This window comes from Nocardia sp. NPDC056064, from assembly GCF_042266925.1.
Classification (GTDB): Bacteria; Actinomycetota; Actinomycetes; order Mycobacteriales; family Mycobacteriaceae; genus Nocardia.
Genome location: NZ_JBHJWO010000002.1, coordinates 520,116 through 545,192 on the forward strand (window position 1 = coordinate 520,116; position 25,077 = coordinate 545,192).

The 25,077-nt window shown below is 70.8% G+C and carries 26 protein-coding genes; 12 read left to right on the forward strand and 14 right to left on the reverse strand.

What is annotated here, in order from left to right:
• The first annotated feature begins 52 nt into the window (after positions 1-52).
• Genes ACFC06_RS26265 through ACFC06_RS26280 form a run of 4 tightly spaced genes read left to right on the forward strand, consistent with a single transcriptional unit; the run spans position 53 to position 4,858 of the window.
• The gene (locus tag ACFC06_RS26265; protein ID WP_375937070.1) at positions 53-2,122 is read left to right on the forward strand and encodes an acyltransferase family protein; all 2,070 of its coding nucleotides are present in this window, start codon (positions 53-55) and stop codon (positions 2,120-2,122) included.
• A 48-nt stretch (positions 2,123-2,170) separates the two neighbouring features.
• Positions 2,171-2,752 (forward strand): TerD family protein, encoded by a 582-nt coding sequence (locus tag ACFC06_RS26270; protein ID WP_375937073.1) that lies wholly within the window; start codon positions 2,171-2,173, stop codon positions 2,750-2,752.
• 53 nt (positions 2,753-2,805) lie between these two features.
• Positions 2,806-3,510: a response regulator transcription factor gene (locus tag ACFC06_RS26275; protein ID WP_375937076.1), complete on the forward strand. Its 705-nt coding sequence runs from the start codon at positions 2,806-2,808 to the stop codon at positions 3,508-3,510.
• A gap of 49 nt (positions 3,511-3,559) precedes the next feature.
• Positions 3,560-4,858 (forward strand): sensor histidine kinase, encoded by a 1,299-nt coding sequence (locus ACFC06_RS26280; RefSeq protein WP_375937078.1) that lies wholly within the window; start codon positions 3,560-3,562, stop codon positions 4,856-4,858.
• Positions 4,859-4,912: 54 nt separating this feature from the next.
• Here ACFC06_RS26280 and ACFC06_RS26285 read toward each other — a convergent pair whose 3' ends face one another.
• Positions 4,913-5,581, reverse strand: a complete 669-nt coding sequence (locus tag ACFC06_RS26285) for an MspA family porin (RefSeq protein ID WP_375937081.1) — start codon at positions 5,579-5,581, stop codon at positions 4,913-4,915.
• Between the two features lie 35 nt (positions 5,582-5,616).
• Positions 5,617-6,279, reverse strand: coding sequence for an MspA family porin (locus ACFC06_RS26290; protein WP_375937084.1), 663 nt, complete (start codon positions 6,277-6,279; stop codon positions 5,617-5,619).
• A gap of 249 nt (positions 6,280-6,528) precedes the next feature.
• Here ACFC06_RS26290 and ACFC06_RS26295 point away from each other — a divergent pair, with 249 nt between their 5' ends.
• A complete protein-coding gene (locus ACFC06_RS26295) occupies positions 6,529-6,867 on the forward strand; it encodes a hypothetical protein (protein WP_375937087.1) in 339 nt (112 codons plus the stop codon).
• A gap of 12 nt (positions 6,868-6,879) precedes the next feature.
• On the opposite strand, the gene ACFC06_RS26300 is transcribed toward ACFC06_RS26295, so the two are convergent.
• The 5 genes from ACFC06_RS26300 to ACFC06_RS26320 are packed head-to-tail and all read right to left on the reverse strand — an operon-like array spanning position 6,880 to position 11,034.
• Positions 6,880-7,464: a TetR/AcrR family transcriptional regulator gene (locus ACFC06_RS26300; RefSeq protein ID WP_375937090.1), complete on the reverse strand. Its 585-nt coding sequence runs from the start codon at positions 7,462-7,464 to the stop codon at positions 6,880-6,882.
• 54 nt (positions 7,465-7,518) lie between these two features.
• Positions 7,519-7,899, reverse strand: a complete 381-nt coding sequence (locus ACFC06_RS26305) for a carboxymuconolactone decarboxylase family protein (protein WP_375937093.1) — start codon at positions 7,897-7,899, stop codon at positions 7,519-7,521.
• Positions 7,896-8,783, reverse strand: a complete 888-nt coding sequence (locus ACFC06_RS26310; RefSeq protein ID WP_375937096.1) for an NAD(P)-dependent oxidoreductase — start codon at positions 8,781-8,783, stop codon at positions 7,896-7,898. The genes ACFC06_RS26305 and ACFC06_RS26310 overlap by 4 nt, the downstream gene beginning before the upstream one ends.
• On the reverse strand, positions 8,780-9,529 hold the full coding sequence (locus ACFC06_RS26315; protein ID WP_375937099.1) for an SDR family oxidoreductase: 750 nt from the start codon (positions 9,527-9,529) through the stop codon (positions 8,780-8,782). Before ACFC06_RS26315 ends, ACFC06_RS26310 begins: the two co-directional genes overlap by 4 nt.
• Before the next feature lie 35 nt (positions 9,530-9,564).
• Complete coding sequence (locus ACFC06_RS26320; protein ID WP_375937102.1) at positions 9,565-11,034, reverse strand: aldehyde dehydrogenase; 1,470 nt, start codon at positions 11,032-11,034, stop codon at positions 9,565-9,567.
• A gap of 96 nt (positions 11,035-11,130) precedes the next feature.
• Here ACFC06_RS26320 and ACFC06_RS26325 point away from each other — a divergent pair, with 96 nt between their 5' ends.
• The 6 genes from ACFC06_RS26325 (at position 11,131) to ACFC06_RS26350 (ending at position 17,451) form a co-directional block, all read left to right on the forward strand.
• Complete coding sequence (locus ACFC06_RS26325; RefSeq protein ID WP_375937105.1) at positions 11,131-11,724, forward strand: TetR/AcrR family transcriptional regulator; 594 nt, start codon at positions 11,131-11,133, stop codon at positions 11,722-11,724.
• A 92-nt stretch (positions 11,725-11,816) separates the two neighbouring features.
• Positions 11,817-13,169: a cytochrome P450 gene (locus ACFC06_RS26330; RefSeq protein WP_375937107.1), complete on the forward strand. Its 1,353-nt coding sequence runs from the start codon at positions 11,817-11,819 to the stop codon at positions 13,167-13,169.
• Between the two features lie 20 nt (positions 13,170-13,189).
• The gene (locus ACFC06_RS26335; RefSeq protein WP_375937110.1) at positions 13,190-14,437 is read left to right on the forward strand and encodes a cytochrome P450; all 1,248 of its coding nucleotides are present in this window, start codon (positions 13,190-13,192) and stop codon (positions 14,435-14,437) included.
• Positions 14,437-15,705 carry a glycosyltransferase family 4 protein gene (locus ACFC06_RS26340; protein WP_375937113.1) on the forward strand — a complete coding sequence of 423 codons (1,269 nt, stop codon included), beginning with the start codon at positions 14,437-14,439 and terminating at the stop codon, positions 15,703-15,705. Before ACFC06_RS26335 ends, ACFC06_RS26340 begins: the two co-directional genes overlap by 1 nt.
• Positions 15,699-16,430: a class I SAM-dependent methyltransferase gene (locus ACFC06_RS26345; protein WP_375937116.1), complete on the forward strand. Its 732-nt coding sequence runs from the start codon at positions 15,699-15,701 to the stop codon at positions 16,428-16,430. Before ACFC06_RS26340 ends, ACFC06_RS26345 begins: the two co-directional genes overlap by 7 nt.
• Positions 16,420-17,451, forward strand: coding sequence for a prenyltransferase (locus ACFC06_RS26350; RefSeq protein ID WP_375937119.1), 1,032 nt, complete (start codon positions 16,420-16,422; stop codon positions 17,449-17,451). Before ACFC06_RS26345 ends, ACFC06_RS26350 begins: the two co-directional genes overlap by 11 nt.
• 4 nt (positions 17,452-17,455) lie before the next feature.
• Here ACFC06_RS26350 and ACFC06_RS26355 read toward each other — a convergent pair whose 3' ends face one another.
• Complete coding sequence (locus tag ACFC06_RS26355) at positions 17,456-18,106, reverse strand: class I SAM-dependent methyltransferase (RefSeq protein WP_375937122.1); 651 nt, start codon at positions 18,104-18,106, stop codon at positions 17,456-17,458.
• Positions 18,107-18,171: 65 nt separating this feature from the next.
• Here ACFC06_RS26355 and ACFC06_RS26360 point away from each other — a divergent pair, with 65 nt between their 5' ends.
• Positions 18,172-18,318: a DUF1059 domain-containing protein gene (locus tag ACFC06_RS26360; protein ID WP_278263066.1), complete on the forward strand. Its 147-nt coding sequence runs from the start codon at positions 18,172-18,174 to the stop codon at positions 18,316-18,318.
• Between the two features lies 1 nt (position 18,319).
• Here the strand turns inward: ACFC06_RS26360 and ACFC06_RS26365 are convergent, their stop codons facing one another.
• From ACFC06_RS26365 to ACFC06_RS26390, 6 genes are all read right to left on the reverse strand, one after another.
• Entirely contained in the window at positions 18,320-18,865 is a 546-nt protein-coding gene (locus ACFC06_RS26365) for a hypothetical protein (protein WP_375937127.1), read from the reverse strand.
• A 19-nt stretch (positions 18,866-18,884) separates the two neighbouring features.
• Positions 18,885-19,826 carry an MlaD family protein gene (locus ACFC06_RS26370; protein WP_375937130.1) on the reverse strand — a complete coding sequence of 314 codons (942 nt, stop codon included), beginning with the start codon at positions 19,824-19,826 and terminating at the stop codon, positions 18,885-18,887.
• An 11-nt stretch (positions 19,827-19,837) separates the two neighbouring features.
• Complete coding sequence (locus ACFC06_RS26375) at positions 19,838-20,878, reverse strand: MlaD family protein (RefSeq protein WP_375937133.1); 1,041 nt, start codon at positions 20,876-20,878, stop codon at positions 19,838-19,840.
• 77 nt (positions 20,879-20,955) lie between these two features.
• Positions 20,956-22,047, reverse strand: a complete 1,092-nt coding sequence (locus tag ACFC06_RS26380; RefSeq protein ID WP_375937135.1) for an MlaD family protein — start codon at positions 22,045-22,047, stop codon at positions 20,956-20,958.
• Positions 22,047-24,032, reverse strand: a complete 1,986-nt coding sequence (locus ACFC06_RS26385) for an MlaD family protein (protein WP_375937138.1) — start codon at positions 24,030-24,032, stop codon at positions 22,047-22,049. The genes ACFC06_RS26380 and ACFC06_RS26385 overlap by 1 nt, the downstream gene beginning before the upstream one ends.
• Positions 24,032-25,075 (reverse strand): mammalian cell entry protein, encoded by a 1,044-nt coding sequence (locus ACFC06_RS26390; protein ID WP_375937141.1) that lies wholly within the window; start codon positions 25,073-25,075, stop codon positions 24,032-24,034. The genes ACFC06_RS26385 and ACFC06_RS26390 overlap by 1 nt, the downstream gene beginning before the upstream one ends.
• Positions 25,076-25,077 lie beyond the last annotated feature (2 nt).

Here is a 25,077-nt window from a genome sequence, read left to right on the forward strand (position 1 = left end):
GGAATGCCGGTTCACTTGCCGTCGGCGGGGGCACAGCATCGTGTTCGCGCCGGTGACGGTCACCGGCTCCGGCCCGGCCACCGCGGCGCGGGCGACGGCGCCTTCCTACCGCTCCGATCTCGACGGACTGCGCGGGCTGGCCATCACCCTGGTGGTGGTCTTCCACGTGTGGATGGGCCGGGTCTCCGGCGGAGTCGACGTGTTCCTGGTGCTGTCGGGCTTCTTCTTCACCGGCCTGCTGCTGCGCCGGGCCGAGCGCGGCGAACCGGCGTGGGAGTGGTCGGTGCTGCGGCGCACGGCGCGGCGGCTGGTGCCCGCCATGACGGTGGTGCTGGCCGCGGTCGTGGTGGCCTCGACGCTGCTGCTGCCCTACACCCAGTGGTCGGCGATCGCGGCGCAGACCGTGGCTTCGCTGTTCTACCACCAGAATTGGGAGCTGGCGCTGAGCTGGGCGGACTATCTGGCCGCCGATCCGTCGGTGAGCCCGCTGCAGCATCTGTGGTCGATGTCGGTGCAGGGACAGTTCTATCTGGCGGCGCTGATCGTCGTCGCGGGCGTGGCGCGGCTGTGCGCCGGCCTGTCCCGGCCCGGGGCGGTGCGGCCGGTGGTCGGGCTGATCGTGGTGGCCGCGGCGGCGTGGTCGTTCGAGTACGCGCTGCGGGGCGCGGCGACCCATCAGGGCTGGAACTACTACGACACCGCCGCGCGCGGCTGGGAACTCGCCGCCGGTGCGGCGCTGGCCGTGCTGGCGCCGTGGGTGTCGCTGCCGCGGTGGTTGCGCGGGATCGCCGCGATGCTCGGGGTCGCCGGAGTGGTGCTGTGCGGCTGGCTGATCGCCGACGGCGCCAACCGTTTTCCCGGGCCGTGGGCGCTGCTCCCGGTGGGCGCCGCGGCCGCGGTGATCCTGTCGGTCAACCGCGTCCCGGCCACCGAGTGGACCGGCCCCAACCGGCTGCTGGCCCACCCCGTGACGCGGTGGCTCGGCGATATCGCCTACCCGCTGTACCTGTGGCACTGGCCGATCCTGATCTTCTTCCTGGCCGACCGCGGCGACGCCGAGATCGACCTGCTCGGCGGCGGCGGGGTGATCGCGGTGTCGCTGGGCCTGGCCTGGCTGACCCACCGCTGGATCGAGGAACCGTTGCGCAGGCCGGGCGTGGGCAGAGCACTGCCCCGGCAGCTGGCGGGCGCGACCGTGGCGGTGCTGCTGGTCTCGATGCTGTCGGTGACCTCGGTCTGGCAGTACGGGGTGGTCCGGTCCGAACCGGCCGTCGCCGCCGCCGAACTCGCGGTCGAGGCGTATCCGGGCGCCGAGGCGCTGGCGGCCGGGGCGCCGGTCCCGGATGAGCCGATGCGCCCGAGCGTGCTGGACGCGCCCAACGATCTGCCGCCACCCACGGTCGACGGCTGCATCGCCGACTGGGACACCCGCGAGGTGATCACCTGCGTCTACGGTGACCCCGACGCCGAGCGCACCCTCGCGCTGGTGGGCAGTTCGCACGCCGAGCACTGGCTGCCCGCGCTGCAGGTGCTCGCGGCCGAGCACTCCTTCCGCATCCAGGTGTATCTGAAGATGGGCTGCCCGCTCACCGTCGCCGAGGACGCCAGCGCCGTCGGCGAGCCGATCCCGGACTGCCGGGACTGGTCGCGCGAGGTCATCGACCGGCTCGGCACCGACCGGCCGGACTGGGTGTTCACGATCGGCACCCGGCCCCGCGACGCGGGCGGTGACGAAACCCCCGCCGAATACCTCGACGTCTGGTCGGCGCTGTCGGCCGAGGGCCTCAACGTGATCACCGTGCGCGACACCCCGTGGCTGCGGCGCGGCACCGTGCGCTATCGCGCCGCCGACTGCCTGGCCGCCGGTGGGGACCGGGCCAGCTGCGGCATGCGCCGCGTCGACGCGCTCAGCCCGATCAGCCCGCAACTGGAACCGGCCTCGCGCTTTCCCAGCGTCTTCCCGATCGACCTCAGCGACGCGGTCTGCCGCCCGGCGCTGTGCGCGGTCGCCGAGGGCAACACCCTGATCTACCACGACGAACACCACCTCACCGCCTCCTATTCACGCTCGCTCGCAGGCGCGTTGGGGCGCGCGCTGCGGCCGATCCTGGGCTGGTGGTGAATTCCGTTGCCCCGCACCGCCGCCGCCGGGAGTCGGTAGCCTCGAAGCGTGATCACTCTCAAGAAAGAAGACGGCGCAGCCGATCTCGCAGGCATCACCAAGATGAGCGTGGGGGTGAGCTGGGACCCGTCGGCCGGTTCCAGCGGCGGCCTGCTCGGCATCGCCCGGCGCAAGCGCGGGGTGGACCTGGACCTGATCGCGGTGCTGCTGCAGGGCGGTGAGCCGGTGCGTTTCGCCGGACTCGACTCGCTCGACCCCATCGGCAACGGCGCGGTCCTGCACTCCGGTGACGAGCAGACCGGTGCCGCCGCGGGCGACGACGAGACCGTGCACGTCACCTTCGCCCAGGTCCCCGCCGCCATCGACTCCATCGTCTTCATCGCCGCGGCGTTCAAGAAGGGCGCCTCCTTCGAGAAGGCCAACAACGTCTCGTTCAAGATCTACGACGCCACCGGCGCCGACAGCCAGCCGGTCGCCGACATCTGGCCCTCGCTGCTCGGCTCGGAGAACGCCAACGCCATCGCGCGTGCCTTCCGCAACGGCCCGGTCTGGCAGCTCGAGGTCCTCGACCGCAAGGGCAAGATCAAGCAGGGCGACCGGCAGGCGCTGCTGCGCTTCGCCCTCGCCTAGCCGGGGCCCGCCCCCGGCCCGCTACCGTAGGGATGCGGGACCGGAGGCAATGAATGAGCGCACAGTTGATGATCGTGGAGGACGACACCCGGGTTCGGACGTCGCTGCGGCTGGCGATGGAAGACGAAGGGTATGTCGTCGCCGAGGCGGAGATCGCCGAGGCCGCGCTGGAGAAGGTCCGGGCGCACGGGGCGCCCGATGTGATGATCGTGGACCTGATGCTCGGCGGCGGGATGGACGGCTACACCTGCATCCGGGAGGTCCGCCGCGATCACGACGTGCCGATCATCGTGGTCAGCGCCCGCGACGACACCCATGACGTCGTCGCGGCGCTGGAGGCGGGCGCCGACGACTTCGTCACCAAGCCGTTCGAGGTCAAGGAGCTCACCGCGCGGATCAGGGCGCTGCGCAGGCGCACCCGCAACACCGTCGAGCGGGAGAGCACCGAGCTGGTCCTGGACGCGCAGCGCGGGCTGGTGCTGAGCCAGGAGCGCGGCTCGGTGCAGCTCGACGGCCGCGACGTGCATCTCACGCTCACCGAGTTCCGGCTGCTGTGCGAGCTGGCCGCCAACGACAGCCTGGTGCTGAGCAGGCAGGTGCTGCTCGACAAGATCTGGGACCGTGGGTTCTTCGGCGACGAACGCATCGTCGACGTGCACGTGCGCCGCCTGCGCACCAAGATCGAACGCGATCCCGCCGACCCGTGCCTGATCGTCACCGTGCGCGGGCTCGGCTACCGCCTCGATGTCCGGCCCTGACCCGCGCGGCCGATTACCCTCGCGGTTCCGGGGTCTGCGGGGCCGCGTCATGGCGGCGTTCGTGCTCGGCGCGGGCCTGCTGGCGGTGGTGCTGGCCGGGTCGGTGTACGGGATCAGCACCAGTTATATGGAGTCGCAACGCGTCCGGACCGTCGAGCGGGCGGCCGGTGTGCACGCGGAGTTGCTGCGGCTGCGGCTGGACAAGCTGAATGTCACCGGGGAGCAGGCGTTGCAGACCCTGCATCTGCCCACCGGCACCATGGCCCTGCTGCACTGGGACGACGAGTGGACCATCGTGGGCAGCGATGTCGCTCCCCCGCCGCTGGCCGAGGTGATCGGCAGGCATCCGGCCGAGGCCACCGAGGTGCGGATCGGCGGGCAGCCCTACCTGCGGGCGGGCGCGCGCGTCGACACGCGGGCCGTGCTCTACGAATACGCGCCGCTGCAGGAACTGGTCTCGACCATGCGGATGCTGCGCACCATCGTGCTCGCCTGCGCGGTCGTCGCGGTGGCCGTCGCGGCGGCGCTGGGGGCCTGGGCCGCCCAGCACGTGCTGCGTCCGCTGCGCCAGGTCGCGGGCACCGCCTCACGGATCGCCTCGGGCGAACACGATCTGCGGCTGCCCCGCACCGCCGACGAGGACCTGTCCACCACCGTCGACTCGTTCAACGCCATGGTCGACTCGCTCCAGCGCCGTATCGAGCACGAACGGCGGCTGGTCTCGGACCTCAGCCACGAACTGCGCACCCCGCTGACCACCCTCACCACCACCGCGACCGTGCTGGCCGGGCATCGCGAGGAACTGTCCGAACGTCCCCGCGCCGCACTGGGTCTGCTGGTGGACGAGACCACCTACCTGCGCCGGCTCCTCGACGACATGCTCGCGCTGGCCCGCGCCGAGGCGGGCATCCACCGCTCCGATCCCGCGCCGCTCTCCCCCGCCGAACTGCTCACCCACCTGCTCGCCGGTCGCGGCACCGCCCCCGACCTGCTCAGCGTGCGCACCGAGGACCGCATCCGCGGGCGGCGGATGGAACTCGAACGCGCCCTGGTGAATCTGCTCGACAACGCCGATCGCCACGGCGGCGGCCTGGTGGGCGTCACCGTCGACCGCGACGGTGACGATGTGCGGATGATCATCGACGACGCGGGCCCCGGCGTCCCGGTCGCCGACCGCGAGCGGATCTTCCACCGGTTCGTCACCGCCTCGCGCACCACCGCGGGCACCGGCATCGGCCTTGCCCTGGTGGCCGAGACCGTGGCCGGGCATCGGGGCGGTCTGCGCGTCACCGAGCGGCCCGGTGGCGGTGCGCGTTTCGAACTCCGGATTCCGGCACTGGTGTCCTGACGGCGAAGGGCCCGGCGCACGCGGCGCCGGGCCCTTCTGTCCCCTCGTGGAGCGTCAGCCGATGCTGAACGGCTGGCCCCAGAGCGTGACCACCGAATTCACGTTGGCGGTCTCGACCTTCACCTTCACGAACGCGCGCGCCTGGGCGTAGCCGGCGCAGCCGCTCAGGCCTATGGTGGAGTCGGCCCAGGTCACCGAGCCGGAGGCACCCTTGAACTTGTTGTTGGTGCCGTGGTCCTCGTTGCCGTAGTCGTCGGCCTTCTCGATGTCGAGAACGTAGAACGACTGCGCCTGGCCGGGGCCCAGGCTCAGCTCGGCGCCGCTGCTGGCACCGACGCTGACATCCTCGCCGTCCCAGCTGGATTCGCCCTCGACGCCACCCTCGACGCCGCCGCCGTCGATGTTCACCTGGCAGCCGACCACATAGCCGGGGTAGATCTTGCCGCCCTCGGCGTTCTCGCCGGCGACCTCGACCTGCGCGCTGCCGGAGACCCACACATTGCGGTGCACCGGGGTGGAGCCCATCGACGGGTTGATGTTGGCCGACTCGCCCACCAGGCGCACGGTCACGACGGTGCCGTCGGACAGCGTCTTGACGATCTCGCCGCCGGGCAGCGGGACGAAGGTGTCGGCGTTGGCGGCGCCGGTGGACAGCAGCCCGAACGTCACGGCGGCCGCGCCGACCACACCGGCCAGCCGGGCTGTGTTCTTACGGTCGATCATGTATGTCATTCCTCGAAATCGATGGGTCGGTGGGCTCAGCCGATGCTGAACGGGGCACCGTAGAGCGTGGTCTTGGAGTAGTGGTCGCCGATGATCTCCACGACGGAGTACGAGCGGGCCTGCGCGTATCCGCCGCAGCCCTGGACCTCGATCTCGACGTCCTGGTACTCGACCGAGTAGACGCCCGCCTTCAGGATGTCCTTCTTCTCGATCTGCACGAACTTGACCTCGCCCGGCCCGATGTCGAGACCGACCGAGCCGCCGAGGCTGCCGCCGGACAGGTCGATGCCGCCGGAGATGCCCGCGGAGATGGCGTCGTCACCGATGGCCACCTGGCAGCCGATGATGTAACCGGTGTTGAGCTGGGAGGCACCGTGGGTGGAGGAGTTGTTGGAGCCCTCCTTGCCCGCGGGACCGTTGTAGGGGCCGACCTCGCCCTCGGGGGTGGCGGTGACATCGGCGGTGACGGTGCCCGACACCCAGGCCACCCGGCCCGCGCCGTTGGCCGCCAGCGACGGCGAGATCACGGCGCGCTCGCCGGTGCGGGTGATGCTGACGCCGGGTCCGTTGCGCTGGCCGTCCGGCAGCGGAACGTGGGCGTCGGCGCCCGCGGTACCGGCGGCGAAACCACCGAATGCGATGGCGGCGGCCGCGGTGGCGCCCAGCGCACGCGCACCGTTGGAGCGGTTGATTCTCATACTTCCCCTCATCAGGTTCGAGCAAGATCGCCTCGAAGGCTCGCAGCGAAGCATTGCCCTGCCCGATGGCGTGCCGAGAACGGCGCGACGGCCCGCCGATGAAGGTCCAGGAACGGGAACCTTGCCGGTTCTTTGCGATCGTGTGACGGTGCAGGGGCGTGGCGAGGCCCTTCGCAGCCTGTGCGAACTTCGGTCAAGGGGACGCGATTTCGATGTTCCCTGGATAGTTGCTGCGCTACCGTTTCCGGCATGGACGACATCGAGTTGGATTTGCCGAGCGTCGCTTCTTCGCACACCGCGGGACGGATCCTGGAGATCGGCGCGGTCGGTCTGCGCAATCCCCTGCCCGTCGAGGGTGAACGGACCCAGGCGTACGTCTCCACCGTCGACGGCACCACCCTGCGACTACCCGATTCGCTGCAGAACTGGGCGATGCAGACCCTGGCCGCGAACTACGACCTGCGCGCGACCGGTCTGCCCTCGCTGTTCCCCTGCCGCTTCGAATTCGGCATCCGCAACGGCACCGCCTACGCCGTCCCCGTCGGCGCGCGGTCTCCCCGCCCCGGTACCGCGGAAACCCCGGCCTGAGACCGGAATCGGTCAGGCGGGCCGCAGGATGCGCAGCGCCGCCCGTTCGATCCGGTCGGCGATCTCCGAGTACGACTCATAACCCATCCCCGCCCGCACCAGCGCACCGGCGTAGATGATCTCCAGCAGTTCGACGATCTCGTCGTCGGCCGCCGGACCGAGCGCGCGGACCAGCCGCGCGCGGATCTCGATACCGATGCGGGTGCGCAGGTGCTGGACATCCGGGTCGTGGCCGAGCAGCGCGCTGGTGACCGCGCCGGAGAGTTCCTGTTCGTCGGCCACCAGCAGTGCGATGTTGCGAAGCTCGGCGAGCACGCGCACGGTGGCGTCGGGGTCCTCGCTGACCGGCGAGGGTGAGGCCACCAGCCGCCGCCAGAAGATCTCGGCGACCAGGTGTTCCTTGGAGGAGAAGTAGGTGTAGGCGGTGGCCGTGGCCACGCCCGCCTCCGCCGCGACCAGCCGGATCGTCATGCCGGCGAAGCCATCGCGTGCCAGCACCTGCAGCGCGGCTCGGGTCAGCCGGTCGACGGTGTCGGCCTGTTTACCGCTGAGCCGCCGCCGGGTCGCTTCGACGTTGATGGAATCGCTTTCGGACATGCGTCCGGATGGTACTCTGCCCGGCCCCGGTCGCGGTGACCCACACCCGCGCGGCTACGTCTTCTTGCGCTCCTGCGCGACCACCTTGCCGACCGCGCCGTCGAGTTTCGTCCCCGCGGGCCACCCGACGTAATGACACAGGAACAGCGCGACCTCCCGCAACTGCTCCTCGGAGAGCTCCCCGTTGCGCAGGGCCGCGCCGATCTGGATCTCGGCGACATCGAGGTGCCCCTGCGCGGTCAGCGCGCCGAGCAGCAGCAGCCGCCGTTCGCGCACGGTCAGCGCCGGACGCGACCAGATCTCGCCGAAGAGGTGATCGGCGGTGACGGCGAAGTAGTCGCCGGGACCGTCGCTGAACTCCCAGCCGTAGACCTCGCTCATCTTGTCCAGCCCGCGCTGCCGGGCCGCGTCGGGCGTGGAACCGTTGGTGCTCATCGTGTCTCCTTGTCGAGGGCGGGTTCGGCCACGCCGAGTCCGGCGGCCAGGTCGGCGCGGGCCCGGCGGGTCAGTGGCAGGTCGACGCCGAGCCGGTCGCCGAGGTCGAGGGCGAGCGAGAGGTCCTTCTCGCCGAGGTCGCGGACGTGGCCGAGGATGGGGAACCAGAAATCGTCGGGGTCGACCGGTGCGGTGGTGTCGCGCAGCATGATCGCGCCGGGCCCACCGGTGACCGCGTCGGAGTGACGCACCACCTTGCCCAGCGCCGTCAGACTCAGCCCCGCCGCCTCGGCCAGCCGCTGCGCCTCGGTGGCGGCGGTGAACGAGATGAAGTGCAAGAGATTGCGCGCCAGCTTCATCCGCGTTCCCGCGCCCACCTCACCGGCGTGCACGACGAGATCGGCGAAGCACCCGAACGGGCCGCGGACCCGCGCGACCGCCGCCGCGCTGCCGCCGACCATGACCGCCAGCCTGCCGCTGGTCGCCCCGGGCCCGCCCCCGCTGACCGGTGCGTCGACGAACTCCACTCCCCGCTGCGCGCACAGGGCCGCGAGTTCCTGTGCGGTCCGGTCGCTGATGGTCGAGTGCACCGCGATCACCGTGCCCGGCACCGCGTTCCGCAGAATCCCCGTCGGTCCGGTGACGACCTCGCGCACCTGGGCGTCGTCGATCACCGTCACGCAGATCACCCGCGCGTGCACCGCCAGCTCGGCCGGATCGGCGGCCACCCGCGCGCCCGCCGCGGCGAACGGTTCGGTGGCCTCGGCCCGCACATCGCAGACGGTGAGCCCGCCCGGCCACTCCAGCAGCCGCTGCGCGATCGGCGCCCCCATATTGCCCAGGCCGATGAATCCGGCCGGGGCGCTGCCGGTTCCGTCGCTCATCGGATGATCTGCCCGCCGTCGACATTGAGGATCTGCCCGGTGACCCAGCTCGCCTCGTCGGAGAGCAGATACAGGCAGGCCCCGACGAGATCCTGTGGCGTGCCCATCCGCTTGATCGGAATGCGGGAGACCATGTCCTTCACCAGGTTTCCCGGCGTGACGGTCTGGGTGGCCTCGGTGTCGATCGGCCCTGGCGCGATGGCGTTGATCCGGATGCGGGACCCGCCCAGCTCGGTGGCCAGCTGCTGGGTCAGCCCGTTGACCCCGATCTTGGCCAGCCCGTAGAAACCCGAGTACAGCCACGCCGCCGTGGACGACTGGTTCACGATCGACCCGCCGCCCGCGGCGATCATAGGCTGCCACACCGCCCGCGTCACATTGAGCGCGCCGTCGAAGTTCACGCTCATGAACTTCTTGTAGTAGTCCCAGGGGACGGTGAGCAGCAGGTCCAGCTTCATCTCGCCGTAGATGGCGGCATTGTTGACCAGGTGGTGGATGGCGCCGAACTCGGCGACGGTGAACTCCGCCAGCGCGACCGCCGAGTCCGGATCGGCCACATCGACGCGCCGGAAGACCGCGCTGCCGCCGTCGGCGACGATCTGCTTGGCGACGTCCTGCCCGCGTTCGGTATTCAGATCGGCGACAACGACATTCGCGCCTTCGGCGGCCAGCGCTTCGGCGTAGACCGCGCCGATGCCCTGTGCCGCGCCGGTGACGATCGCGGTGCGTCCGGTGAAACGTGCCATGGTGTTCAGCTCCTGCGTGATGGGGTGACGGTGGGTCAGGCGGGGGTGGCGATCACCTTGGTCTCGAGGTACTCCTCGAAACCGGCGACGCCCATCTCCCGGCCGATGCCGGATTGCTTGTAGCCGCCGAAGGGCGCGTCGGCGTGGTACCAGAGCCCACCGTTGACGCTCATCGTCCCGGTGCGCACGCCCTCGACCACGGCCTTCACCCGGTCCGGGTCGGTGCCCCACACCGAACCCGAGAGTCCGTAGGGCGAGTCGTTGGCCTGCCGGATCGCGTCGGTGTCCCCGTCGTGGGCGAGTACCACCAGCACCGGCCCGAAGATCTCCTCGCGCGCGACGGTCGCGGAATTGTCCAGGCCGCTGATCACCGTCGGCTCGACGAAGTACCCGCGATCCTGGCCCGCGGGCCTGCCGCCGCCGGTCTCCACGCGCCCGCCCTCGGCCTTCGCGAGCTCCACATACCGTTCCACCCGCGCGCGCTGCTGCGCGGAAACGACCGGTCCGCAGACGGTTCCGGGTTTGCGCGGGTCGTCCGCGGCCAGCCCGGCCATCGCGCTCGCCGCCGCGGCGACGGCGAGGTCGTAGGACTCGCGCGGCACCAGCAGCCGGGTGGTCAGCGCGCAGCCCTGCCCGGCGTGCACCGCGACGGTGAACGCGGTGTAGCTCGCGGCGGCGGCGATATCGGCGTCGTCGAGCACGATGGCCGCGGACTTGCCGCCCAGTTCCAGGAAGGTGCGTTTCAGCGTGGCCGCCGCGCCTTCCATCACCGACCGGCCGGTGCGGGTGGAGCCGGTGAAGGTGATCATGTCGACGCGCGGATCGGTGACCAGCTGCGCGCCGAGCGCGTGATCCGACGAGGTGACGATATTGAGCACCCCGGGCGGGAAATCGGTGTGCTCGGCGATGAGCGGCCCGAGCACCGCCGCGCACCACGGCGTATCCGGCGCGGGCTTGAGCACCACGGTGTTCCCCGCGGCCAGCGCGGGCCCGATCTTGGCCAGATTGATCTGGTGCGGGAAGTTCCACGGCGTGATCGCGCCGACCACGCCGACCGCCTCGCGCCGGATCACCCGCCTGCTGGCCACTCCCATCAGGTCCCTGGTGCCGAGATCGGTTTCCCACTCGTAGCTTTCGGCCAGGTCGGCCGCGAAGGACAGATCCGCGATCGGCCCCTCGAGCTGCGGTCCGCTGGTGAGCATGACCGGGGCGCCGACCTCGGCGACGGTGAGCTCGCGCAGCGGCTCGAGGTGCGCGGTCATCACCTCGCGCAGCTGGCGCAGGCAGCGGGCCCGCAGGGCCGGGTCGCGCGACCAGTCCGTCTCGTCGAAGGCGGTGCGGGCCGCGGCGATGGCGGCGTCCATGTCGGCAGGCGAGGCGTCGGCGGCGTAGCCGAGCACCTCCTCGGTGGCGGGGTCGACGGTCGGGAAGACGCCGGACCCACCCGGGATCAGCGTGCCGCCGATCAGCAGGGGCGTGCCGCCGGCGGGGACGAGGCCGTTCATAGCAAGACTCCGATACGGTGTCTGGACAGGTGTACGGAATATAGACCATGGTGGCCGCCTTTGTCTGTACATATGACTGTAGTAGCATCCGGACACATGTCCGAAAACGCGCCGACCGCCATCGAAGCGACCCGGCGACGGCTGACCGAGAAGCAGGCCGACACCGTCGACCGGCTCACCGTCGCGGCGGTGCGGGTGCTCGCCCGGGAGGGCTACTCGGGCACCACGATCCGGCTCGTCGCCACCGAGGCGGGGGTCGGCACCGCCACCGCCTACACCTACTTCTCCTCCAAGGAGCACCTCATCTCGGAGGTGTACTGGCGACGCCTGGTCGCCCTGCCCACCCCGGCCGAGAGCGGCGAGGACCCGGCCACCCGCGTGGTCGCCGTCCTGCGGGAGGTGTCGATGCTGGTGGCCGACGAACCGGCGCTGGCGGGCGCGGTCAGCAGCGCGCTGCTCGGCGACGACCCCGATGTGCGGCATCTGCGCCTGCGCATCGGCAAGGAGATCCGCCGCAGGCTCGGCGACGCGCTCGGCGCCCCCGACCCCGAGCGCCTGGCCGCGCTCGAATTGCTGTACTCCGGCGCCCTGCTCCAGGGCGGGATGGGCCTGCTCTCGTATGCCCAGGTCGCCGACCTGCTCGCCACCTGCGCACGCCGGTTGCTGGCCGATCCGGTCACCGGGGGCTGACCGCGCGAACCTTGTCGCGAACCGGCAACCGTAGTACCGTCCAGACACATGTCCATAACGTGTCTGGACAGTATTCCGGGAAGGATCTCCCCATGACGCTGGTCGAACCTCGGCGCGTGTCCGGCGGCGCGGACGAACACGGGCACCTCGGCGAATTCCGCACCGATCCGATCGCGCTGATGCGCCGTGTCCGCGCGGAATGCGGCGATGTCGGCACCTTCGAACTCGCGGGCCGCGATGTGGTGCTGCTCTCCGGCGCCGAAGCCAACGAGTTCTTCTTCCGGGCCGGTGACGACGACCTGGACCAGGGCGCCGCCTACCCGTTCATGAAGCCGATCTTCGGCGAGGGCGTGGTGTTCGACGCTCCCCCGGAGCGGCGCAAGGAGATGCTGCACAACCAGGCCCTGCGCGCCGACCACATGCGCGGGCACGCGGGCACCATCGCCGCCGAGGTCGACCGGATGGTGGCGGGCTGGGCCGACGCGGGCGAGATCGACCTGCTCGAGTTCTTCGCCGAACTGACCATCTACACCTCCTCGGCCTGCCTGATCGGCCGCAAGTTCCGCGAGCAGCTCGACGGCCGCTTCGCGCACCTGTATCACGAGCTCGAGCAGGGCACCGACGCGCTGGCCTACGTCGATCCCTACGCGCCCATCGAGAGTTTCACCCGCCGCGATGCCGCGCGGGCCGCCCTGGTCGAGCTGGTGCAGGCGATCATGGACCAGCGCATCGCGAATCCCCCTGCGGGAAAAGATGATCGGGACATGCTCGACGTGCTGGTGTCGATCACCGACGAGCACGGCGCGCTACGTTTCTCGGCCAGCGAGATCACCGGCATCTTCATCTCGATGATGTTCGCCGGCCACCACACCACCTCCGGGACCGCCGCCTGGACGATCATCGAACTGCTGCGTCATCCCGAGACGCTGGCCGGGGTGGTGAGCGAACTCGACGAGCTCTACGCCGACGGCGCCGACGTGAGTCATCATGCGCTGCGCCAGATCCCGAAGCTGGAGGCCGCGCTCAAGGAGACGCTGCGCCTGCATCCGCCACTGATCGTGCTGATGCGGGTGGCGCGCGGTGAGTTCGAGGTGTGCGGGCACCGCATCGCCCCCGGCGACATGGTCGCGGCCACGCCCGCGGTCTCGAACCGCATCCCCGAGGACTTCCCGAATCCGGACGCCTTCGATCCCGGCCGCTATCTCGATCCGCGCCAGGACGACATCGTCAACCGCTGGACCTGGATCCCCTTCGGCGCGGGCAGGCACCGCTGTGTCGGCGCCCCGTTCGCGCTCATGCAGCTCAAGGCGATCTTCTCGATCCTGCTGCGGGACTGGGAGTTCGAGCTGGCCCAACCGCCGCAGACCTACCGCAACGATCATTCCAAGATGGTGGTGCAGCTCGAGCAACCGTGCCGGGTGCGCTACCGCCGCAGGCAGCGCTGAGCGCGGCGAGGAGACCGGCCGTGATCCCTCCCGGATTCGATTTCACCGACCCGGCCCTGTGGGCCACCCGCAATCCCGTGCGCGAGTTCGCCGAACTGCGCCGCACCGCCCCGGTGTGGTGGAACGCCCAGACCGATGAGCGGTCCGGCGGGTTCCGCGACGGCGGCTACTGGGTGGTCTCCACCCACGAGGACATCAAGACCGTCTCGCGCAATGCCGAACTGTTCTCCTCCCAGCGCAAGGGCTCGGTCATCCGGCTGCCCGGCGAGGTGACCCCCGAGCAGATCGAGCTCACCGGCGCGCTGCTGCTGAACATGGACCCGCCCAGACACACCAAGATCCGGCGGATCATCTCCCAGGGCTTCACGCCGCGCGCGGTCGAGGGGTTGCGCGCGGCCCTGTCCGAGCGGGCGGCCGCCATCGTGCGATCCGCCGCCGAGACCGGCGGCGGCGACTTCGTCGAGCAGGTCGCCTGTGAACTGCCGCTGCAAGCCATCGCCGAACTGCTCGGCGTCCCGCAGGAAGACCGGCGCAAGCTGTTCGACTGGTCCAATCAGATGCTCAACTACGACGACCCCGAATACGGCGACGCCACCACCACCGACGCCTCCACCCTGGCCTCCGCGGAGCTGCTCGGCTACGCCTGGAACCTGGCCGAACAGCGGCGCGCGGAACCCACCGGCGACATCGTCAGCAAGCTCGTGCACGCCGACCTGGACGGCGAGGCGCTGGGCTCCGACGAGTTCGGCTTCTTCGTCATCCTGCTGGCGGTGGCGGGCAACGAGACCACCCGCAACGCGATCACCCACGGCATGAAGGCCTTCGTCGACCATCCGGACCAGTGGGAGCTCTACCGGCGGCAGCGGCCGCGCACCGCGCCCGACGAGATCGTCCGCTGGGCCACCCCGGTGACGGTCTTCCAGCGCACCGCCACCGCCGACACCGAACTCGGCGGACAGCACATCCGCGCCGGTCAGCGCCTCGGCTTGTTCTACAGCTCGGCCAATTTCGACGAGGGCGCCTTCGCCGACCCGTTCCGCTTCGACATCCTGCGCGACCCCAATCCGCACCTGGGTTTCGGCGGGACCGGCGCGCACTTCTGTGTCGGGGCGAACCTGGCCCGGCTCGAGATCGACCTGATCTTGCAGGCCGTGGCCGAGGTGATGCCGGATCTGACCCAGCTCGCCGAGCCACAGCGGCTACGGTCGGGCTGGATCAACGGCATCAAGCACTGGCAGGTCGACTACGCGAGCGGAACGAGGTCCTGATGCGGATTGCGCTGCTGTCCTATCGGAGCAAGGCGCACTGTGGTGGTCAAGGCGTGTATGTCCGCTATCTGAGCCAGGGCCTGGCCGAACTCGGTCACCGGGTGGAAGTGTTCTCCGGTCAGCCCTATCCCGAGGACCTCGATCCGCGCGTGCGCCTGACCGAGGTGCCGAGCCTGGACCTCTACCGCGACGAGGACCCCTTCCGCACCCCGCACCCGCGCGAGCTGCGCGACCGGATCGACCTGCTGGAACTGGCCACCATGTGGACGGCCGGGTTCCCCGAACCGCGGACCTTCAGCCTGCGTGTGGCCCGGGTGCTGGCCTCGCGGACCGCCGATTTCGATGTGGTGCACGACAATCAGTGCCTCGGCTCCGGGCTGCTCGACATCGCCCGCGCGCTGCCGCTGGTGGCGACGGTGCATCATCCGATCACCCGCGACCGCGCGGTGGACCTCGCCGCCGCGCCCTGGCGGCGCAAGCTGTTCGTACGGCGCTGGTACGGATTCCTCGGCATGCAGCAGCGGGTGGCCCGGCGGATTCCCGAACTGATCACGGTGTCGGCGTCCTCGGCCGCCGATATCGCCACCGACTTCGGCGTGGAACCCACACGGCTGCGCACTGTTCCGCTCGGCGTCGACACCACACTGTTCCGGCCGCGCGGGACTCCCCGCGTGCGCGGCCGGATCGTCGCGGTCGCCAGCGCGGACAAACCGCTCAAGGGAATCGCGCACCTGCTCCATGCCGTTGCCCGGCTGCGCACAGCACACGAGGTCGAGTTGCGGCTGGTCGCCAGACTGGAACCCAACGGCCCTACCGAGAAGCTGATCGCCGAGCTGGGCCTGGCCGATATCGTCACGCCGGTGAGCGGGCTCAGCGACGGCCAGCTCGCCGAACTGCTCGCCTCGGCCGAGATCGCCTGTATCCCTTCGCTGTACGAGGGGTTCTCGCTGCCCGCCGTGGAGGCCATGGCCAGCGGGACACCGCTGGTGGCGAGCCGGGCCGGTGCGCTGCCCGAGGTGGTCGGTGACTGCGCCCGGCTGGTTACCCCCGGGGACGTGCCCGCGCTGACCGACGTCCTCGGCGAACTGCTCGGCGACGCCGAAGAACGCGAGCGGCTGAGCACGGCAGGCCGGGCCCGGGCGCTGGCACTGTACAGCTGGCCCGCCGTCGCCGCGCAAACCGTCGCCGTCTACGACCGGGCCATCGCCGCCCACCACCGGCCCGGCCCGGTGACCCCGCCCGCCGACTCCCAGGAGGCTCCGTGCTGACCGTCGATTTCGACCATCTGGGCGTCGGCCCCGGTTCCCGCGTGATCGATGTGGGCTGCGGCGCGGGCAGACATTCCTTCGCGGCCTACCGGCGCGGTGCCGATATCGTCGCCTTCGATCAGAACGCCGACGACCTCGCCGAGGTCGCGGTGATGTTCGAGGCCATGGCCGCCGAGGGCCAGGCCCCGGACTACGCCAAGGCCGAGACGGTGCGCGGGGACGCACTCGACCTGCCGTACGGTGACGGCGAATTCGACGTGGTCATCGCCTCGGAAATCCTCGAGCACATCCCCCGCGACGAGCAGGCCATCGCCGAGCTGGTGCGAGTGCTGAAACCCGGTGGCGCGCTGGCGGTCACGGTTCCGCGCTGGCTGCCGGAGCGGATCTGCTGGGCACTCTCGGACGAGTACCACGCCAACGAAGGTGGGCACGTGCGCATCTACCGCGCCGACGCACTGCGCGCCGCCATCACCGCACGCGGCCTGCGCTACCGCGATCAGGACTTCGCCCACGCCCTGCACTCGCCGTACTGGTGGCTCAAGTGCGCGGTCGGTGTCCGCGACGACGACCATCCCCTGGTCCGCGCCTATCACCGGATGCTGGTGTGGGACATGATGTCCGCGCCCGCGCTCACCCGCACGGCCGAACGCCTGCTCGATCCCCTGATCGGCAAGTCCGTCGCCCTCTACTTCACCAAACCGGTGGTATCCGCCGATGCCCGCTGAGTCGCCGCGCTCGCCGCGGCTGCCCGAGGTCCCCGGCGTCCTGTCGGCGCGCGCGATCCGGCGCACCGGCGAATCCATCGCCGCCGCACAGGAACCCGACGGCGCGCTGCCCTGGTTCACCGGCGGGCACACCGACCCGTGGGACCACATCGAATCGGCCATGGCGCTGACCGTCACCGGTCACCGGGACGCCGCCCGCGCGGCCTACATCTGGTCGGCCAAGACCCAGCGCGACGACGGCTCGTGGCCGACGCAGTTTCGCGCGGGCGCGATCGAGAACCACGACGCCGACACCAATTTCTGCGCCTACCTCGCCACCGGCGTCCTGCACGCGTTCACCGTCACCGGCGACCACGATTTCGCCGCCGAACTGTGGCCGACGGTGCGCGCGGGCATCGACTTCGTGCTCGGCCGGCAGACCGCGCGCGGGGAGATCCACTGGTCGGCCGGTGAATCCGGGTCCAGCGGCGAAGCCCTGCTGACCGGCAGCTCCAGCATCTTCCACAGTCTCGGCTGCGCGGTGACCCTGGCCGAGCTCGTCGGTGATCCCCGCCCGGACTGGGCGGCGGCCCGGGCCAGGCTCGGCGACGCCTTGCGGCATCATCCCGAGGCGTTCCTGGACAAGAGCCGCTACTCGATGGACTGGTACTACCCGGTGCTCGGTGGCGCGGTGCGCGGCGCGGCCGCCCACGACCGGCTCGCCCAGCGGTGGGACGAGTTCGTGGTGCCCGAGCTGGGCATCCGCTGTGTGTCCGACGCCCCGTGGGTGACCGGCGCGGAGACCTGCGAACTGGTCCTGGCCCTGGACGCGATCGGCGACACCGCCAACGCGACCAGGCTGTTCGGCGCCATGCAGCACCTGCGCGAAGACGACGGGTCCTATTGGACCGGACTGGTTTTCACCGACGGCGAACGCTGGCCGGTCGAACGCACCACCTGGACCGCGGCGGCCGTCGTCCTCGCCGCCGACGCGCTCTCGCGCACGACCCCGGGCAACGGCATCTTCCGCGACACCCGCTGAGCGGTCAGCCGCAGCCCGCGCTGCGGCGCAGAATCCGCAACGACCCGGTGACCGAGACTTCGCGAAACTTGCCACTGTCGAGTGCGCGACGATAGATATGGAAGGGCGGACGACCACCGTCGGCGGGATCGGGGAAGACATCATGAATGGCGAGCAGGCCCCCACCGGCGATCCAGTGCACCCAGTTGTCGTAGTCGCGCTGGGCCGCCTCCTCGGTGTGGCCGCCGTCGATGAACAGCATGCGGATCGGTGTGCGCCAGATACGCGCGGCGGCCGAGGAGGAGCCGACGATCGCGGTGACGGTATCGGTGAGGCCCGCGCGAATCATGGTGCGCCGGAAGGCCGTCACGGTGTCGAAGGCACCGGTCTCCGGGTCGACCAGGGAGGCGTCGTGGTACTCCCAGCCCGGCTGGTGCTCCTCGGAACCGCGGTGGTGGTCGACGGTGACCACGGCCGCGCCGGTCTCCCGCGCGGCGGCGGCCAGGTAGACGGTCGACTTCCCGCAGTACGTCCCGATCTCCACGATGACGCCGTCCCCGGCATGGTCCCGGGCCGCCGCGTAGAGAGCACGCCCCTCCTCGGCAGGCATGAACCCGGTGACCTGCTCGGCGAACGCGAACAGTTCCCCGGCCGAGATCTCGTCCACAGCACCCATGCGGTGACGCTAGCACACCACCTGGAATACAATCCGGACTACTGTCCAGAAATGAGGAGAGCAGCATGAAGACCCGCCTGAACTGCCCGTGCGGCGAGCAGATCCGTGGCACCGACGAGGAGAACCTCATCGCGCTGACCCAGGAGCACCTGGCCGCCAACCATCCCGGCCACGACTACACCCCCGACGAGATCCTCTTCATCGCCTACTGAGCTACTTGGCGGGCAGCGTGTTCTGCAGCCCGCCGACCTCGGTGATCTGCCAGCCCGCGGCCCGGTCGATGGTCAGCGCGTAGGCGACCGTCGCGCGGGTGCCCTCGGGTGTCTGCGCGCTGGTGGACACGACGTCGAGGTAGGCGTTCACCCGGTAGACGCCACCGGACTCCGAGACCACCGCCGCCGAGAGCGGGGTGGCGGTAGAGGTCCATTGCAGCGGGAGCAGGATCTGTTCCAATTGCGGTGCGGTGGCGTCGAACTTGGCCGCGAGCTGCCCGGTGGTGCCGGTTTTCAGCCTTCCCAGCCAGGCGGGCACCTCGCGATAGTCGATGGTGGAGGCGCCCACGGCGTAGTCGGTGGCGAGCTGGGTGACGTGCCGGTCGTCGGCGGCCCTGGCGTCGCGCTCGGCGAGGCTGCCCGCGGCCGTGGAGTACAGCAGGGCGAAGGTGACGGTGGCGATCGTGAGCGCGGCGAGGGCGACGGCGCCCAGCACGGTCGAGAGCCGCACGGAAACGGTGCGCGGGGAGGGCGTGGCTTCGGGCATGGGCGTTCCTCGGTGGGGTCTATTTGATGCCGAGACGGAAGTGCACGGTGCCTTCGGCGTCGACGTTCTGCAGGGCTTGGCTGATGAGCGCGCTGATGTCGATGACCGGCGCCCGGTGCACCGCGTCGGCGACCACCGGGCCCAGTACCTGTTCCAGGGGTGCCAGGCTCGGGCCGATCTCGGTGATCAGCGCGGTGAGTGCGTCCAGGAACGGCACCAGACCGTCACCGGTGAAGTAGTCGTCCAGTGGTCTGCTCTCGACCAGGGCCGAACCGGATTCGACGATGGCACTCAGGGTGACGCCGAACTCGCCGAAGTTCGGGCCCGCCGATCCCAGGGACGGTCCGAGCCAGGCCATGTCGCCGCCGAGCGCCTGCATGTCGGCGAGGAGTTGGCGGATCGTGGCGGTGCGGCTGAGCAGCGTGGCCGCGAGCAGGGTCGTGGAGCGTTGCAGCGTGCCCACGGCGGCCTCGGTGCCGGTGAGCGCCTGGTCGACGGTGCCGACCAGGCGTGAGATGGCGCCGGGGTCGAGCTGGTCGAGCAGCGTCACCAGCCGGGCCGACAGCGCCGTCACCGTCATCGGGAGCTGGACCCGGTCGGCCGGAATCACCTGGCCGTCCGCGAGATACGGGCCGTCGCCGGATGCCGGGGCGAAGGCGACATAGGGTTCGCCGAGGGCGGAGAGCTGTTCGATACGGACCGTGCCGGACAGCGGGATGCGGTGGCGATCATCGATGCGCAGCCGCACCCGCACCCCGTCGGCCTGCCTGCGTACCGTCTCGACCTGCCCGACCCGGACGCCTGCCAGCAGCACCGGCGCATTCGGGCCGATCCCGCCCGTCTCGTCCAGCGCCAGTTCGGCGGTCATGTAGCCGATGCGCGGGTCGAGCCGCAGTACGCCGAGCGACATGTAGCCCACGCCGAAGACCAGCACCGCCGCGATGGCGGCCAGTGACACCACAGCCCGGAGGTTCATCGCACCAGCCCGATCATCCGCAGGGTGTCGACGATGCGCGCGCTGCGCGCGTCCGGCGTGAGCGCGGGCGCGACGGTGACCTCGACCAGGTCGATCTTCGGTCCGCGCGTGGCGAACGGCACCAGATCCGTGTCGATGAACTCCCGCAGCGCCTTCAGGTTCGACGGCGCGGTCGTGTCGAGCGGGCTGCGGCCCAGCAGCATGGGGACCAGCGCGCGGGTGGTGTCGTCGAGCGAGGACAGCAGCGGCCCCAGCCATTGCGCGCTCGGCGCGACCGGGCCGAGCGCGGTGAGCACGAAGATGACGCCGATCTGCGCGTTCACCGCGTCGGTGGTGTGCTCGACGCCGTACGGGGTGAGCAGCTCGTCGAGGATCGGCACATTGTGCTGGAGCCCGTCCTCGACGGTGGCTTCCATGCCGTCGAGCAGCGCGTCGACGGAGTCCAGGTGGGTGCCGAGGTCGATCGTGTCGCCGCGCAGCACCTCGGCGATGCGGGCGGTGTCGCGGGGGTCGGCCGGGAAGACGCCGTTCATGGTGCGCACGATGTGCTGGAAGTCGCCCACCGCGCCGCTGCCGACGAAGGTGGACAGCCCGGCGAGGATGTCTTCGATCGGCGGCGCCTGGGTGGTGTCGGTGAGCGGGATGGTCGCGCCCGGAGCGAGTTCCGGTGTCGCCGTGGCGGGTTCGGCAAGCGCGATGTGCACGTCACCGAGCGGGGTCTCCTGGCGGAGGGTGGCTGTGGTGCCCTGCCGCAGCCGCACCGAGCGGTCGATGACGACCTCGGCCACGGCGTATCCGCTGCGTGGCACCTGGTCCGAGGTGGCGGTGACCGCGTCCACCAGGGTGACCCCGGTCAGGCTGCCGACCCGCACCCCCGAAGCGATCACCTTCGCGCCCTGCGGCAGATTCAGCACATTCGCGAATTCGATACGCAGCGGATAGGTCGCCCCGGACATCCCGGCGCCGGGCAGATCGTCCGGACCGAACCCGCACCCGGCGAGCACCCCGACCAGCAACAGCGACACGACCGTCCGCACCGCACGTCCACGGCCGGGTCGACCGCAACAGCCCGCGTCCCGCCGGGCGACCGCGAGGACCGTCGTCACGACCCACCTCATCGGGCACTCACCCCCGCCAGTAGTGCGGGCAGGGCCGGGATCGTCGCCACACCGCCGTCCGACAGTGCGCAGCGTTCCCCCGTGACAGCGGCCAGTGCGGCACAGAATCGCTCGGTGTCCTGCTGTGCCAGAGCCAGTCTCGGCGGTGCGTAGCCGAGAGTGACGGTGCCGCTGACCGGATCGACGGCCCCCGCGAGTCCGGTGGCGATGGTCGGGGTCATCGCGATCACCTCCGCGAGCGAGGCGACACCCGCCGCGATCAGGCGCGGCAGATCGGGCACGCTGTTCACCGCCCGCAGGGCCGGCCCGCCGAACATCAGGATCACGTCGTTGAGCTGGGGCAGCAGATCCGAGAGCGTGTCGACGATCTCGATGATCGGTGGGAAGGCGATGGTGACGATGTCCTCGAAGGTCTGCGGCAAGCCGCTCACGGTGGTCTCCACCTGCCCCCAGCCGCCGCGGGCGCGCTGGGCCAGGGCGGCGAGGGCGTCGAGGAGTTCTCCGAGGTGGCCGATGGCGGCGTCGGGCGCGTCCAGTGCCCGGCTCAGGGCCAGGATGATGTCGTTGACCTGGCCGCCGGTACCCGCCGTGGCCCGGTCGAGGGCGTCGATCCCGGCGCCGAGGCCGGTGGCGTCGGCGCCGTTGAGCTGGTCGGCCAGCCGGGCGAGCGCGTCGAAGGTCTGCGAAAGGCTCTTGGGTGTCAGGGTTCTGGTGATGCAGGTCCCCGGATTCCAGCCGGGTCCGTCGGGTTCGGCGCCGATCAGGGCGAGGCGCCGGTCGGCGACCAGGGTGTCGCTCACCGTCACCGCGCCGACATCGGGCGGCAGCGCGCGGTCGGCGCGGACGGTGAATTCGACATGGGCGGTAGCCCCGGCGACCCGGATTCCGGTGACCCGGCCGACCTGCACACCCAGCACCGTCACCGCGCTGCCCTCGTACAAGCCGATGGCGTCGGGCATCTCGGCGCAATAGGCCCGGGTGGGCGGCTCCGGCCTGCTCAGCCGCAGCCCCAGCGCACCGGCCAGCACCAGCGTGACGACCACCGCCACCGACATGACCCCGCGCGAGGCCAGTACCGCCGTCCCCATCAGCACCCACCTCCGGGCAGTGGCACGCACAGGGCGGGCACCTCGATCGTCGTGCCGGACCGGTCGATCCGGACGCCGCCCTCGGCGGGCAGCAGCGGGAGCAGTCTCTGTTCGAGCGCGCGCACGGCGTCCAGCAGCGTGCCGAGCCTGCCGCCGAGGTCCTCCAGGGTGGGGATGGCCTCGGCCAGCGGTCGCGCGCGCTGTTTCAGCGACTCGTCCCAGGCCACGCCCAGCGGCGTGAGATCACGCAGCACCACCGCCAGATCGCGCAGTGAATCGGCGACCTGCGCCTTGTTGGTCTGGATGATCTGCTCGAGCGTGCCCAGGGTGACGATCAGGTTCGCCAGCACCTGGGCGTTGGCCGCCAGCGCCGTGAGGTACTCGTCGGCCAGCGCGAGTGTGCGCGAGATGTCGGCGCTCTGCCGGTCCAGGATGGTCACCAGGTCACCGGCGGCGCGCACGGCCGAGCGCACGGCGTCCGGACTGCGGTCCAGCGAGGCCGACAGGGCGGCCAGGTCCCGCCGCAACACCGTCCCGTCGATGCGCCGGACCGGGTCCACCGCGTCCTGGAACGCCTGGGTCAGGTTGTAGGGCACGATCACCCGCTCGCGGGGAATCACCTTCTCGCCCAAGGGTTCGGTGCCCGCGGGGAGCACGGCGACGTAGTAGCCGCCGACGAAGGTCAGCATCCGGATGTCGAGGGTGGTCGCGTCGCCGAGAAACGCCTCGGCCGACACGGTGAACTCCATCCGCACCCGGTCGGCCAGCAGCGTCAGCGACCGCACCTTGCCGACGGGGATTCCCGCCAGCCGCACGTCGTCACCGGGGCGGACCGATCCGGCCTGGCTCAGTTCGGCGACATAGGTGTGTCGCGCGGAGGTCCCCGTGACGTACACGACGCCGATCGCGACGAGCAGCAGCACCGCCGCGCAGAGTCCGCCTATCCCCCAACGTATTTCGGCGGCACGCGGATCACTGCTCCGGATCATCGGTGACACAGCACGACCCCCTGTCCGGCGATGAGTACCTGGAGCGGCGCCGGTGCGGCAGCGGTGCCCTGGGTGCAGGTGAGGCCGGGGCCGCTCGCCGGGACCGTACGAGCCATCGCCTCGACGAGACCCGGCAGCCGGTCGAAGGCGGCCACCGCCTCGGCGGGATTCGGAAATGCCTGGCGCAGTGCGGCATCGAGGTCGCGTCCGGGGTGTGCCGGTCACCCCGAACACGGTCAGCATGCTGCGCAAGGGCTTCAGTACGTCGGGGATGCCGTTGGCGAAATCGACCAGGCCGGGCAGCTTTTCGGTGATGGTGATGAACAGGTTGGTGAGATTGGTGAGCAGACGCATGGCATTGCCCGACCTCCCGCCGAGCTGCCCGGCGACCTGGGCGAGATTGCCCGCCAGGGTCGACAGCACCGCCTGCCGATCGGTGGCGTAGCGGCTGAGCGTGTCGATGGCGCTCAGTGCCTGGCCGACGCCGGAGCCGTCACCCTGGATCACGGCGAGCAGGCTGGTGGCGAAGCGGTTGAGGTCGTCGGGCGAGAGTTCGGCCAGCACGGGCTGTAATCCCTTGAACAGCCGGGTGATATCGAAATCCGGGACCGTCTCGTCCGTGCCGAAGACCGTCACCGGATCACGCCGACCGGCGGGCTGCTCGGGCTGCTGGACTTCCAGATACCGGAAGCCGGTGAGGTTCTGGTAGCGCAGGGCGATCCTGCTGTTCGCGAACAGCACCCGGTCCCGGCTCACGGTGAAACGCACCCGGGCCAACGCGCCGTCGAGTTCGACCGAGACCACCTTGCCGACCTGCACCCCGTACAACCGCACGTCGTCGCCGTCGCGCAGTCCGTTGGCGTCGGTGAACAGTGCTGTATAGGTGTCGGTCTCACCGTCGACGGGTCGTTCGATGACGCGCAGCACCCCGGCCAGCGCCACCCCGGTCAACACCAGGGCCAGCGTCACGCGCAGCAGCAGCGATCCGGTCCGCATCAGCGTCCGCCCGCCTCGAGCAGTGCGGCCAGCGGCCCCGCCAGCGCGGGCACACCGTCGAGGGTGATTCCCGCGCGCAACACCGGGCCGTCGGGGGTGTCGGCGAAAGCCGCGTCGAGCCGGGTGAGCAGGTCGGCCAGCTCCCCCGCCGAGAGTCGCGGGTCGCTCACCGAACCGGCGACGCGGTCGAGGACCAGGCCGATCATGGGCAGGATGCCGCCGAAGTACAGCCGGGAGGTGCTGAGCAGCCGGGTCACCGTGGGCAGCAGCTGGTACTGGATGCCGGCGAACATGGCGCCGAACCGGGTGAGCTGGTCGGGGACGCTCAGGTACGCGTTGGTGTATTCGGCGTTGAGCAGGGTGAGGCTGCCGGTGAGCATCGGCGGCAGGCCGGTCAACGCGGAACCCCACTGCCCGAACAGGAACGAGGGCGCCAGCCGCCGGGTCTCGGTGTAGGAGCGGGCGGTGCTGCCGATGGCCTCGAACAGCGGGGTGAAGGCGGTGAGGTCGCGGGCGACGGTGCTCAGCAGGGCGGCCAGGCGCGGGGTCAGCACCTCCTCGGTGAGCGCGCCGGTGGCGGTGAGCAGCGCCGAGAGGGTGGCGTCGTGCACCCGTTCCCCGGGACCGGTGAGGTCGACGACCGTTCCGTCGCGCAGCGCCGTCCCGCCCGTACCCGCGCGCAGCTCGACGGCGCTGATGCCGAACAGATTGCCGGGCGCGTAGTCCAGCGCCACCGCGTCGGTGAGACCGAACAGCTGGGAACCGCTCAGCGCCACCGTGATCCGCTGCCTGCCCACTCCGGCGGCAGCGATCGTCTCGACCGTTCCGACCCGGACGCCGTCGAGGCGGACGTGGGTCCCCGGCTCGATCCCGGCCCCGACCGCACCGACCAGCAGCGCGACCCGGATCTCGTCGCCGGGACCGCCGTCGGGCAGCGCCCGCCAGCCGAGCACACCGAGCAGGGCGAGCACCAGGGTCAGCGCCCCGAGCAGGCGGGCACGCGCGGGACCGACCTCGGTCCCCGGCAGGGCATAGGCAGGCATGG

Bases quoted from the DNA above. Each gene is read 5' to 3' on its own strand.
- ACFC06_RS26275 (WP_375937076.1), top strand. From the start codon at position 2,806: ATGAGCGCACAGTTGATGATCGTGGAGGACGACACCCGGGTTCGGACG.
- ACFC06_RS26280 (WP_375937078.1), top strand. From the start codon at position 3,560: ATGGCGGCGTTCGTGCTCGGCGCGGGCCTGCTGGCGGTGGTGCTGGCC.
- ACFC06_RS26285 (WP_375937081.1), bottom strand. From the start codon at position 5,581: ATGATCGACCGTAAGAACACAGCCCGGCTGGCCGGTGTGGTCGGCGCG.
- ACFC06_RS26290 (WP_375937084.1), bottom strand. From the start codon at position 6,279: ATGAGAATCAACCGCTCCAACGGTGCGCGTGCGCTGGGCGCCACCGCG.
- ACFC06_RS26295 (WP_375937087.1), top strand. From the start codon at position 6,529: ATGGACGACATCGAGTTGGATTTGCCGAGCGTCGCTTCTTCGCACACC.
- ACFC06_RS26300 (WP_375937090.1), bottom strand. From the start codon at position 7,464: ATGTCCGAAAGCGATTCCATCAACGTCGAAGCGACCCGGCGGCGGCTC.
- ACFC06_RS26305 (WP_375937093.1), bottom strand. From the start codon at position 7,899: ATGAGCACCAACGGTTCCACGCCCGACGCGGCCCGGCAGCGCGGGCTG.
- ACFC06_RS26310 (WP_375937096.1), bottom strand. From the start codon at position 8,783: ATGAGCGACGGAACCGGCAGCGCCCCGGCCGGATTCATCGGCCTGGGC.
- ACFC06_RS26315 (WP_375937099.1), bottom strand. From the start codon at position 9,529: ATGGCACGTTTCACCGGACGCACCGCGATCGTCACCGGCGCGGCACAG.
- ACFC06_RS26320 (WP_375937102.1), bottom strand. From the start codon at position 11,034: ATGAACGGCCTCGTCCCCGCCGGCGGCACGCCCCTGCTGATCGGCGGC.
- ACFC06_RS26325 (WP_375937105.1), top strand. From the start codon at position 11,131: ATGTCCGAAAACGCGCCGACCGCCATCGAAGCGACCCGGCGACGGCTG.
- ACFC06_RS26330 (WP_375937107.1), top strand. From the start codon at position 11,817: ATGACGCTGGTCGAACCTCGGCGCGTGTCCGGCGGCGCGGACGAACAC.
- ACFC06_RS26340 (WP_375937113.1), top strand. From the start codon at position 14,437: ATGCGGATTGCGCTGCTGTCCTATCGGAGCAAGGCGCACTGTGGTGGT.
- ACFC06_RS26350 (WP_375937119.1), top strand. From the start codon at position 16,420: ATGCCCGCTGAGTCGCCGCGCTCGCCGCGGCTGCCCGAGGTCCCCGGC.
- ACFC06_RS26355 (WP_375937122.1), bottom strand. From the start codon at position 18,106: ATGGGTGCTGTGGACGAGATCTCGGCCGGGGAACTGTTCGCGTTCGCC.
- ACFC06_RS26360 (WP_278263066.1), top strand. From the start codon at position 18,172: ATGAAGACCCGCCTGAACTGCCCGTGCGGCGAGCAGATCCGTGGCACC.
- ACFC06_RS26365 (WP_375937127.1), bottom strand. From the start codon at position 18,865: ATGCCCGAAGCCACGCCCTCCCCGCGCACCGTTTCCGTGCGGCTCTCG.
- ACFC06_RS26380 (WP_375937135.1), bottom strand. From the start codon at position 22,047: ATGGGGACGGCGGTACTGGCCTCGCGCGGGGTCATGTCGGTGGCGGTG.
- ACFC06_RS26385 (WP_375937138.1), bottom strand. From the start codon at position 24,032: ATGCGGACCGGATCGCTGCTGCTGCGCGTGACGCTGGCCCTGGTGTTG.
- ACFC06_RS26390 (WP_375937141.1), bottom strand. From the start codon at position 25,075: ATGCCTGCCTATGCCCTGCCGGGGACCGAGGTCGGTCCCGCGCGTGCC.